The organism is Pontimicrobium sp. MEBiC01747 (genome assembly GCF_053601635.1).
Genome location: NZ_JBSHNS010000328.1, coordinates 1 through 11,813, shown reverse-complemented (window position 1 = coordinate 11,813; position 11,813 = coordinate 1). Strand labels below are relative to the sequence as shown.

Annotated in this window: 8 protein-coding genes; 4 read left to right on the top strand and 4 right to left on the bottom strand. The window is 30.2% G+C overall.

Features of this window, described 5'->3' with window-relative positions; genetic code table 11:
- Nucleotides 1-205 (top strand): class IIb bacteriocin, lactobin A/cerein 7B family (locus ACVC2P_RS10850; RefSeq protein WP_452598495.1); only part of this gene is annotated, 205 nt, incomplete at its 5' end.
- 87 nt (nt 206-292) lie between these two features.
- Here ACVC2P_RS10850 and ACVC2P_RS10845 read toward each other — a convergent pair.
- The 4 genes from ACVC2P_RS10845 to ACVC2P_RS10830 form a co-directional block, all read right to left on the bottom strand.
- Complete coding sequence (locus ACVC2P_RS10845; RefSeq protein WP_452598494.1) at nt 293-1,390, bottom strand: MDR/zinc-dependent alcohol dehydrogenase-like family protein; 1,098 nt, start codon at nt 1,388-1,390, stop codon at nt 293-295.
- Nucleotides 1,391-1,461: 71 nt separating this feature from the next.
- Nucleotides 1,462-4,581 (bottom strand): lantibiotic dehydratase, encoded by a 3,120-nt coding sequence (locus ACVC2P_RS10840; RefSeq protein ID WP_452598493.1) that lies wholly within the window; start codon nt 4,579-4,581, stop codon nt 1,462-1,464.
- A 20-nt stretch (nt 4,582-4,601) separates the two neighbouring features.
- Nucleotides 4,602-6,761: a peptidase domain-containing ABC transporter gene (locus ACVC2P_RS10835; RefSeq protein WP_452598492.1), complete on the bottom strand. Its 2,160-nt coding sequence runs from the start codon at nt 6,759-6,761 to the stop codon at nt 4,602-4,604.
- Entirely contained in the window at nt 6,754-7,908 is a 1,155-nt protein-coding gene (locus ACVC2P_RS10830; RefSeq protein ID WP_452598491.1) for an HlyD family secretion protein, read from the bottom strand. Before ACVC2P_RS10830 ends, ACVC2P_RS10835 begins: the two co-directional genes overlap by 8 nt.
- A gap of 378 nt (nt 7,909-8,286) precedes the next feature.
- On the opposite strand from ACVC2P_RS10830, the gene ACVC2P_RS10825 reads away from it, so the two are divergent.
- The 3 genes from ACVC2P_RS10825 to ACVC2P_RS10815 form a co-directional block, all read left to right on the top strand.
- Entirely contained in the window at nt 8,287-9,153 is an 867-nt protein-coding gene (locus tag ACVC2P_RS10825) for a M23 family metallopeptidase (protein WP_452598490.1), read from the top strand.
- A gap of 4 nt (nt 9,154-9,157) precedes the next feature.
- Nucleotides 9,158-10,660: a GH3 auxin-responsive promoter family protein gene (locus ACVC2P_RS10820; RefSeq protein WP_452598489.1), complete on the top strand. Its 1,503-nt coding sequence runs from the start codon at nt 9,158-9,160 to the stop codon at nt 10,658-10,660.
- Nucleotides 10,661-10,688: 28 nt separating this feature from the next.
- A partial coding sequence (locus tag ACVC2P_RS10815) for a DUF6909 family protein (RefSeq protein ID WP_452598488.1) occupies nt 10,689-11,813 on the top strand: 1,125 nt, incomplete at its 3' end.

Genomic DNA, 11,813 nt, shown 5'->3' with positions numbered 1-11,813 from the left:
TATAAAATATAGTATTATGAAAACACAAAAAGCAAACAGATTAGATTTTACTAAAAATAGTGTAGTAGAACTAAACGAAGTAGAATTATTAGACGTAGATGGAGGAACATCTCCTCTTTGTGTTATTGCTGTAGCATCTTCTGCACAATGTGTAGGAATCCTATTAGGAAGTATAGCATTAAGCTATAATATAACAAAAGACTAAAATGTAATACCGCTTACAAAAAAGCCCTTGATTTAAATCAAGGGCTTTTGTTTTTATACTTATTTACCTCAAACAAAGAAAAACACTTTATCTATAAATAAAAGTAACCTTTCCAGTTTTCTTTGTTTTTAAAAAAGACTTATCTAAAAACAGGTTAATATCTTCATCATTATTAAAAACAGAATCAACAGGGATGTTACAATCTGTATTGTTGTTTAATAATTCGATTGCATTTTTAAGGTCTTCAGAGCTTCCTAAGCAATTTGCTTTAATGCTAATATTTTTTGAAATTAATAAGCTCATTAAATATGATATGTTAGTATAGGCTTCTTTTTTTTGCATTTTTTCAGAAGACTGGTTAAACATCCCACAAGTAACATAATTAGCTTCAAGATTAAGATTACGTTGTAATGCAACAATATGAGTGTCTGAAAAAGGATCTAAAACAGCATTAAAAAGAAGGTTTTTAGGAATATCTTGCTCTTTAAAGTTAAAAATGTTTTTAATGAAAGGAAATAACTCTTTTACTTTCTCTGTATTTTCTCCAGAGTAGGATAATCCGTATACATTACAGTTTTTGTCTCTTAAAAAATTTAATATTATTAAAGAAGTATTTGATGTTACTGAAGTCACTAATACATTATCACCCTCCTTTATGTCTGCTTTTCTAATCATAGACATACTTGTTTGTGCTCCAATACTCATTCCTGCAGCTTGCTCTACAGGGATACCTTCAGGAATTGTAGTTAACTTTCCTTTGTAGAAAACTTCAAGCTCTTTACTTGCATGATTACTAGGTATGCCAGGTGGTGCGTTAAAGGGAGCTAAAGGGTAAGAACAGTCTGCAATTACATAATCTCCCACTTTTAAATTGGTTACATTTTTTCCAATTTTTACAACTTCTCCGCAAAACTCAGAACCAATGGGGTAGTATGTATCTTGATCTGTTTTTTGTAGTTTTTTCCATGCGTTTTCAATAATACCAAAATCTCTGTAATTAAGAGAAAACCCTTTTTTTCTTACTAATACTATATCGTTATACTCATCACTATTTTCGTTAAATTCTGTATCGGGAATATGTATTAATGCTAATGGTATTTTTAAAGAATCTATTTCTAAAATATATTTATCGTCTTTATCTAGTTTTTCTGCTAAAGATGGACTTAACACGCCTAATGCTCTCATAATTAATTTAGTATTTAAAAGGAGCGCACAATACGCTCCTTTTTAGGTTTAATGTTAGATTAATAGCTAAGCTATACGGTAACTTCTTTTTTACTCTTTTTCTGTGTATGTAACTGTTTACTGTAATATTTAAATAACATATCGTAAACTACCATTTCATGAATACGTTGTTTAGCTAAGAAAATACGATTACAAACCATGTGTAAATAACTTAAAACGGTATTTTCTAACCCTCCAGGTAAAATATTATTACTGGCTAATGTTTTTAATTCGCTTACGACCTCTTTATTTTTAAAAGAGCGTTCTTTTAAAATATCCCATAAAGGCTTATAAATGTCTGCCTTAGTGTCTTCGTTTAAAAAGGTTTCAATATTAGTCATGTTTTCACTATACAACTCATTTACTTGCTTATTTAGGGCTCCAGTTTTATTAAACTCTTTTCCAAAACTAGTTTTAGCAATATTTAATAAATGCATTTTTTGTTTAACACTAAAACCAAAGTCATTAAGTAAATGATCCATAGAAAGTAACGAGAATAACCAACGAATACGCTCTCCAGCATCTCCTTCAATCATATCAGCAAATTTAACAGTACACTCACTATCATTATAATATAAAGCTTCGGTAGCATCTATAGATTCAAAGCCATAACGTTGTAATTCTCTTAAGTACGTATCGGTTTGTGTTTTCCAAATTAACAGATTGTTTTCGAACGGCTGAATGTGTTTTTTGATAATTGATACGCACTCAGAGAATTTAGTTTGATCTTTTAAATGAATTCTAAAACGTAAATGGTAGCCATCTTTATCAGAATAGCGTATAAAGAACCATTTCGTTATTAAGTTATTCGCCTCAAGTTCGTCAACTGTTGGCTTAATGGCTTGGTTTAGTAATTTTTCTCCTACTCGTTCCCCGCAATAAAACTTATAATAAAGCCACTCATCTCCAGTAGAATAAGATGCTTTTTGAATACTAGCAGGTGTAGCAGGTGTTGTTTCTGCAAGTTTATTTTCCTTTTGTTTAGGAATGTTTTTATAAGAAGGCAATACAAATTCATTACAATAAGCACCAGTTATTGTGTTTTCTTCAAAGAAAAACTCTTTAAGCTGTATAAAATGTTCTCCTTTTAGCATGTAATAAAAAGTGAAACAACTTAAGTCGTTTTTAAAATTTACTACAACTTCATTATCCCCTTGGGTAAAAGAAACAATGTCTGGGATATTACGTTTCTTCTGAAAAGCTCTAACAGCATCAATAGCGTTTTCTTCTTTATTTTTAAGAATAGCCTTCATTGTATCACTTGTTAAGTTCCAAGTGGCACGAGATAAAACAATATCTTTATAATTTACTCGCGGTAAATAGTCGAAATCATTTTGTAAGCTTCCCCAACTAAAACTTAAACCAGATTGTTCTTGGTCTTGCATATCACATAAAAAATGATAGATAGGCAAAGCATTAGCGCTATAATTATGGGCGTTTCCTAAACGAGGTATAATTTCTTTATTTAAACGTTTAGAACGTAAAATAATTTTTCCTCTCTTAACAGAGATGTATAAATCAGTAACATCTAATTGGTATTCTTTATCAAGAGAGGAGTTTCCTAGATATGGTATTTCGTAATCTCGTTGAAATTTTCTATAAAGAATATTCCCAGTTCTTGCTTGAGGTAAATGAATAATTTCTGCTAGTATTTTATCTGGGTAAAGTGATTTTTCATGATTGTGTATTTCATCGCACATAGTTTCTATAGAAGCATCTAAGTGAGCAAAACGACCAATTAAACTATTCGCCGATGGCCCCCAAACAGATTTTAAATGTACTTTTTCTTCTCCTTTTTCATGAAAAACATTGAAGAATGTCGAAAAACTATCTGGGTATAAACTTTCGTTTTCGTCAAACTGATTAATTTCCTCATCAGTTAAATTAATTTCTGTAGCACCATTTTGTAAAGCTTTTAAAGCTTTTTTAAATAGAAAGCCAGTTTTATTATTCCATGAAATTTTTCGTTCATTTGCATATCTGCCTCTTATAGCTAGTTTGTCTACTAAAGGTGTCTTTGCTCCTGAACCTGAACCATAACCAATACCTAAATCTGGATCTAGTACATTAATAAGAGGTTGTTCGTATTCTTCATAACGTTCTTGAAACTTCTTTTTAAAATCATCTAAAGTTGGGTTAGACCTTTTATTTTGTAACTTATTTAAAACAACTATGGCACTACGTAGCTTTTTTATTGTTGAATAACTTAAAGTAGCGTTAGGTATTGTTTTGTAACTATCTACTTGAAATAGTTTTGTTATATCTGTTTCTTGGATCTTTTCTTCTATTTGAGTGTGTATTTCTCTATATTTTTCTGGATTGTTTATTCCAGATTCATCAATAGCAGTTATTTTACTTTTTAAAGAATGCAATAATTCTTTAACAACATTTGCCTCATAAAAATCAAATCGCTTTTCGCTTAAAACAGTTAACAAGCCTTCTAAATAATCATCTCCAGTTAAAGTAAATTCAAGTTCGTTAACAAAAAACTGACTGTCAATAACTTGGTGAATAAAATCTCTAGCATCTTCATCGCTAATATTATCATCTGTAATGGGTTTTATAAGTTGACTTATTGTGGCTCCTTGATGAGCAATTTTTATTGTTTTTTCTAAATAGTCATTAATGTCTACTTCAGATATTTTATGTCTTCTAGCACTTTTTTTAAAGTAATACTCAACAAAACGATATTTGTCCATTACCTTATACATCGAGTTGTTAGGGTAGTATTTTAAAACGTTACGTATGTCTTTATTTTTGGTAATTTCTGGTAGTATCTCACCTAGAAAATACATATCGAACTTGGTGGTACGTTTTATTTCTCCACTGTCTACATCTATACTGGTTTCTTTTCCTAGATTTATGGTTCCTACAGAAGCCCATAAACCAAAAGGAGTACAACGATTTGCTAGTCTTGAGGTGTATTTATAAAGAGACCCTTTAAGGCTTTTAAGCTCGTCTTCTGTTTGAAAAGCTTCTCCCTTTTCCCATAATTCAAATGCTTTATATATATTGGGAGATCCAATAAATAATGCTTCTCTATGCTTAGGGTTTTTAAATATATCTTGAATTTCTTCCCAGGTAATATCTATTTTCTTAGGGCTTAAAGGCGTCCTAACAACCGCTTTGTTTGCAAATGAATGATTTTTCATGATTAACGGATTTTTTTTAATTATACATTTAAATTACTCCACATTTTACTGTAATATCCTTGTTTGTCTAAAAGCTCTTGGTGTGTTCCAGTTTCTATAACCTCTCCTTTTTTAAGAGCAATTATTTTATCGGCTTTTACAATAGATTGTAGTTTGTGGGCAATTATTATTATTGTTTTTCCTTGTGATGCTAAATCATCAATGAGATCTTTTATAACTAATTCAGATTCTGAATCTAATGCTGAGGTAGCCTCGTCTAGTATTAATATTTCTGGTTCTTTATATAAAGCTCTCGCAAAGGCTATTCTTTGTCTTTCGCCTCCAGAAAGATTGGCTCCAAACTCCCCTAAATAGGTTTGGAAGCCATTAGGGAGCGATTCTATAAACTCATAAGCACCTACTTGCTTACAAACTTTAATTATTTTCTCCATATCTGGGCTATATTCTCCAATAGCTATGTTAGATATAATGGAACCATCAAATAATTCGACATTTTGAGGGACAGTAGTAACTAAAGCATTAATACTATCTTTAGTAATATACTTTAAATCGTAATCTCCAATAAGTATTTTACCTTCATAAGGTTGATATACATTTTGAATTAATGAAGCAATCGTACTTTTTCCACTACCACTTTCTCCTACTAGAGCTGTAAACTTTCCTTTAGGTATGGTTAAACTAATATCTTTAAAGATGTCCCTTCCTAATTCGTAATGAAAACGAACATTGTCGAATTGAATATCTCCAAAAGAATGTTCAGAGATTGTAATATTTGCTTCGTTAACTTCGGTTTCCAGATCCATGATGCCAAATAACCTATCTGCCGCAATCATAGCATTTTGAATAGATTTATTAGTACCTATTAATTGTGAAGCAGGACCAGTAAAATAACCTATTATAGAATAGAAAGAAAAGAGTTCTCCGGGTGTAATTTCGCCATCAATAACATAATAAGTTCCAACCCATAATAGGATAACAGTAAATATTCTAGAAATAAAACCTGTAGATGTACTGGCAAAAATATTATTTAAGCCAGATTTATATATTGTCTTTAATAAATCTATGAACTTTAACTCTGTTTTGTTTTTAGAAAAATCCTCTAGAGATAATCGCTTTACAGTTCCAATATTTTTAATAGATTCTACTAGTTGAGACTCTAGCAATGCATTTTTCTCCATTACCTGTCGCTCTACCTTTTTATTTAAATTGTTTACAATAAAGTAGATGATAATGTATAATGGAATAATTAACGTAATAATAGCTGCTAATTTCCAATAATAGGTATACATGAAGATGAATGAAAAAATAACGATAAATACATTTACTAAAATATTTAGAGCAGTTTCATTAATTAGCAATCTAATTTTTACAGCATCTCCAATTCTGGACATAATTTCTCCAATACGCATAGTATCGAAGAATTTTTGAGGCATTGTAAATAAGTGTTTATAATACCCTAAAATAAGCCTAGAATCTATCTGTTGGCTGGTTTTAAGCATAAAAACATCTTTTAATGCTCCAAAAATAAATTGAAGAACAACACATAATAACACAACAACACTCATTAAATTAAGCAGGCCTTTATTACCACTAACAAAAACAAAGTCGGTTATTTTTTCTATATAAATAGAAACAGAAAACCCTAAAAGTGTATAAATTATAGAGCCTATAAGTGCTTGGAAAAGAATGTGTTTGTGTGGGTTTAAAAGAAAAGCCATACGTTTTAAATTCGAGAACTTTTCGTTTCTTTCTTTAAAAATATCTTCGTCTGGTATTAAAATTAACATGTATCCAGTGAAAATGTCTTTAAAGTCTTTAATAGTTTTCTTTTCAAGTTTTCCCGTTGCAGGATCCATGACTTTAACATAGTCCTTAGTTACCTTGTAAATAACCATATAATGAGGAAACTCGTGCTCATCGTGTTTTATTAACACATGGGCAATTGCAGGAAGTGGTATTTCTTCTAAACTTTCTAGAGAGGCTTTTACCCCTTTTGCTATAAAGTCTAACTTTGTAGCTGCTTCACGTAAACCTAAAAGTGTTGTTCCTTTTTGGTTAGTATTGGCATATTGTCTTATTCTAGCAATTGGCAAACTTAGTTTATAGTGCTCTGAGATAGAAGCTAAACAAGCGGCTCCGCAATCGCTAAAATCGTGTTGTTTTATTTCTATTTTACTCATTTATGTCATTATAAGGGTTAAACCAATCGTCTATACTATCTGTTAATAGCTGAAATAATGTTCTGTTGGTTAAAAAGAATCGGCTAGTAACATTCATTCCTTTCTTTAATGGGCCTTTTACACCATTAGATAGAGATAGTGTTTTTTCATTTAAAGAGCTTCTAACTTTAAAAACTGGTGTGTTTTGTATAACAACGATATCTTTTCCTACTTCAATAATTTCACCGGTAGCAAAACCCCATTGGTTTGAATTATAAGATTCTACTTGATATTTTACAGGAATACCTTGTTTTATATAACCAATATCTTTAGGGTTCATGTAAGATTCTACAATTAAATTACCGCTAGGAGAAATTGTTGCTAAATTACTACCTGGGTTTATAAGGCTTCCTAGATGATGAGCTTGAACATTAATTAAATCACCATCTACAGGAGCAATAACAACTTTCATGTTTCTCTCTTCTTTTAACTGCTCTTGATTAGAGTTTAAATTATCTAGAGATTGTTCATATTCAGAAAGTTCAATTTGCCATGCTTCTTTTGCTTGACTAATAAAAAGAGCTTTATCATCTTTTGCTTTATCTAACTGAAAAAGGGCTTCCTCGTCCTGTACTTTAGTGTAAGCATCTTTTTTATATAATTCATTTACTCTCTTATAATTGTTTTTGGCTTTTTCAATAACTGTATTTAAGTTGTTTCTTCTTTGGTTATACTGAAGAAGTGCTTTTTTGTATTTATTTGTTTTTATTTTATAGTGCTGTCCATTAATGAGTAGTCTTAAATCTGATATGAAGCCCAAAATATCTTCTTTCTGATGTTTTAATAAATCATCTCTTACATCTTGATCTTTTTGGCTTATAATAGCCAAAGTATCTCCTTTAGAAACAGTTTGATTTTCTTTAATATTAAAATAAGTAATTCTACCTCCAGAAGAAGTGTATATAGAAACTGGGGTTTCTTTGGATACAACCCTTCCTAGACTTGTAGAAGGAACATCTATGTTTATAAAAGGTAAGGATATAAATATCCCTAATAGCGTAAGAAATAATAGCCAAAAAATAAGATTAGTTTTTTTGCTGTGCTTTGCTATGTGATACTCGACTGTGTTGTGTAATATGTCCTCTGGGAATATATTATTTTCGTTCATAATTCAATCGTTGTTTAGGGTATTATTTTTTCAGACTGAATTTTCTAACGAAAAAATCGTTGTATGTAAAATATGTCATTTGCTTGAGTTTTGATTCAAAGCAACATATTATTAATAATATATACAAAGTATAGCTGCTTATATTTATAAATTAAGACCCTGTTTTTTTGTTTTATTTTTTTGAAAATTAGTTATTTATACGATTTGTGTAATGAAAATAAAATTTTAGTTTAATCCTAGTGTATGTGGTTGTTGCAAGAAATAATTTTAGAAATATTAGATCAACTTTTTGTTAATTATAAGCTAAATTGCAATTACTTTTAGTACAGAAATAAACAAATTAAACCCTTTGTCTATATTTGTAATAGATAAAGCAGTATGAGTAAAAAAGAAAAGAAAATTCCATTAAAAAGAAAACTACTTCATAAGTATCGTTTAGTTATTTTAAACGAAGATACTTTTGAGGAACGCATTTCATTTAAGTTAACACGACTAAATGTATTTGTATTAGCTACAATTTCATCAATATTATTAATAGCACTTACTACATTATTAATAGCGTTTACTCCAATTCGGGAATATATTCCTGGTTATTCTTCTACAGCATTAAAAAAGAAAGCAGTAGAACTTAATTATAAAACAGATTCATTACAAAAGGTTATTAGGTTAAATGAACAATATTATAGCTCTATAAAAAAAGTGCTAAAAGGAGAGGTAAGTACTGTAGAGTTTAATAGAGACTCTATTTTATCTGCAGCAAAACTAGATATTGGCGAGGTAGACTTAGACCCAATTAAAGAGGATTCTATTCTTAGAGAAAAAGTAGATAAGGAAGATAAATACAATTTATTTGAAACAGCTAAAACCAAAGCCAGCTTTGTTTTATTTCCTCCAGTGAGCGGAACCATAAGTGAAACATACAACGTAGAAGAAAAACATTATGCAGTAGATGTAATAGTTGCAGAGAATACACCAGTAAAATCTGCAGCAGATGGAACTGTTATTTTTGCAGAATGGACTACAGAAACGGGGTATGTAATTATAATAGAGCATAGCCATGGCTTAATATCTGTTTATAAACATAACGAGTCGTTAACTAAAGCTCAGGGGGATTTAGTTAAATCTGGAGAAGTTATAGCAATGGCAGGAAATACAGGAGAATTAACAACTGGCCCTCATTTACATTTTGAATTATGGAGTGATGGTTACCCAGTAAACCCAACTAATTTTATAGATTTCAAATAATTTAATGATACCATTTAAGTCTGCATTAGCAAAACAATTTGCAAAGAAAATTTATAAATCCATTCAGAAATGGGCAAATAACCCAATTGAAACTCAAGAGAACGTTTTTAAAAACTTAATAAAAGAAGCTTCTCATACTAATTTTGGGAAAGACCATAATTTTAAGACCATAAAAACTCATGAAGATTTTGTAAAACAAGTTCCTGTAAGAGATTATGAGTCTATAAAAAAATATGTAGATAAAGTTGTTGAAGGCGAGAAAGATGTTTTATGGAAAGGAAAACCATTATATTTTGCAAAAACGTCTGGCACCACTTCTGGAGCAAAATACATACCAATTACAAAAGAAAGCATGCCATATCATGTTAATGCAGCGAGAAATGCTATATTAATGTATATACATGAAACAGGGAATACGAAATTTGTAAATGGTAAAATGATTTTTTTACAAGGTAACCCAATACTAAAAGAAAAGAATGGTATACAGTTAGGTCGATTATCTGGTATTGTAGCACATTATGTACCTAAGTACCTTCAAAAAAACAGAATGCCATCTTGGGAGACAAATTGTATAGAAGATTGGGAAACTAAAGTAGATGCTATTGTAGAAGAAACACTACCTGAGAATATGACTATTATTTCAGGAATTCCTTCATGGGTACAAATGTATTTTGAAAGACTTCAGGAAAAAACAGGAAAAAAAGTAGGAGATATTTTTAAAAACTTTAATCTATTCATTTTTGGAGGCATAAATTATGAGCCATATAGAGCTAAGTTTGAAAATTTAATAGGGAGAAAAGTAGATAGTATAGAACTATACCCTGCAAGTGAAGGTTTTTTTGCATTTCAAGATAAGCAAAACGAAAAAGGAATGTTGCTACAGTTAAATTCGGGTATGTTTTACGAATTTATAAAAGCAGATGAATTTTTTAATGAGAATCCAAAACGTATAACCATTGCAGAAGTAGAAAAAGGTGTAAATTACGTAATAATAATATCTACTAATGCAGGTTTGTGGGCTTATAATATAGGAGACACTGTACAATTTACAAGTTTAAGTCCATATCGAGTTATTGTCTCTGGTAGAATAAAACACTTTATATCTGCCTTTGGAGAACATGTAATAGGTAAAGAGGTAGAACAAGCATTAAAGGAAGCTATAGAAAGTTCTGAAGCTAGAGTTAATGAATTTACAGTAGCGCCACAGATTACGCCTCAATCTGGTCTACCCTATCATGAATGGTTTATAGAATTTGAAAAAGAACCGGAAAATATTACTAAATTCACTAATAAAATAGATAAAGCATTACAAGAACAAAATAGTTATTATTTAGATTTAATAAAAGGAAAAGTATTACAGCCTTTAAAAATATCTAAAATAGATAAAAATGGATTTCAAAATTATATGAAATCTATAGGAAAATTAGGAGGGCAAAATAAAATTCCACGCCTTTCTAATGATAGGAAAATTGCAGATGCTTTAGAAACGTATATTCTCTATAAATAATAGTATATTTGCAGGCTAAAGAAAGATTATGAGTAAAATAACATATCATGAAAGAACGAGGGCTCAAGAAAGCTCAAATGCAATAGAAAGAATGTATATTACTATGCGTCATTTATTTAATAGAGGGTTTTATAAACCAATGGGAGTCTCTGGAGAAACCTTAAGAGAAGCACTTTTAGTTTTAAGGCCAGAAATATATGGTTCTATTGCAGATGAAAAAGCAGAATTAGATGGTCTATTATATGTAATAGATAGATTGCCAATAGGCATAGAAGAGTGTCGTTTTATTAATTTAACAAGTGATGAAGGCTATGCTAATTCACATTTTGAGGCGATAATACCACCCAAAAGAAGACGTAATTGCTATCGTATAGACGATGAGCAAATGAATATTGAAATTACTCGAGGACGATCGGAAATTTATGATATTTTAACTCACTTAACGTTTCTTTTTGTAGAGTCTCATAAAATTAGTAAACGTGTAATAATTAATGACGAAGGGCATACTACAAGAGATTGGTTAAAACTAGAAAAAGCAGTTTTAAGTAAAAAGAAACTTACTCAAAAAGAAAGAGAAATAGCCATTACTCATACAGCCAATATACTTGGAAGAACGTTTAGAGAATTATCTTCTGTATATTCTAACTTTGCAACAAAGGAAAAACCAGAACGCTTATTACATATTGTATATTGGTTAGGTAAATTGGCAATAGATGAAGTTGTTAATAATACTAAACGAACAGTTACTTTTAGTCCTGTTTTAAGAGAGAGACTGGGGCACCATATACATGGTGAAATTTGGGCAAATACAATTAAAGAAACACTTAAAAAGAATAATTTATTAGAACGCCCAATACATATAATTAGTGCAAACTTGCATAGTGTAATGAATACGCTATATGCACCAATAGCATTAAAAAATTTAATATCTAAAAAGGATATTTTTGGTGTTTATGAAGACTTAAGTAGTAGTAAAAACGAAGCCCTACGCAATAAAGTAACACAAAAAGCGTTACAGCAGGGAATGATTTATATAAAAGATACCTCTGGAACTAATATAGATGTTCAAATTTTTGATACAGCTAAGCTAGATTTAAGCCAAACAGACTTGGGTTTAAATAAGCAAAATAAAGAAGATAATGAGGCTCCAGTT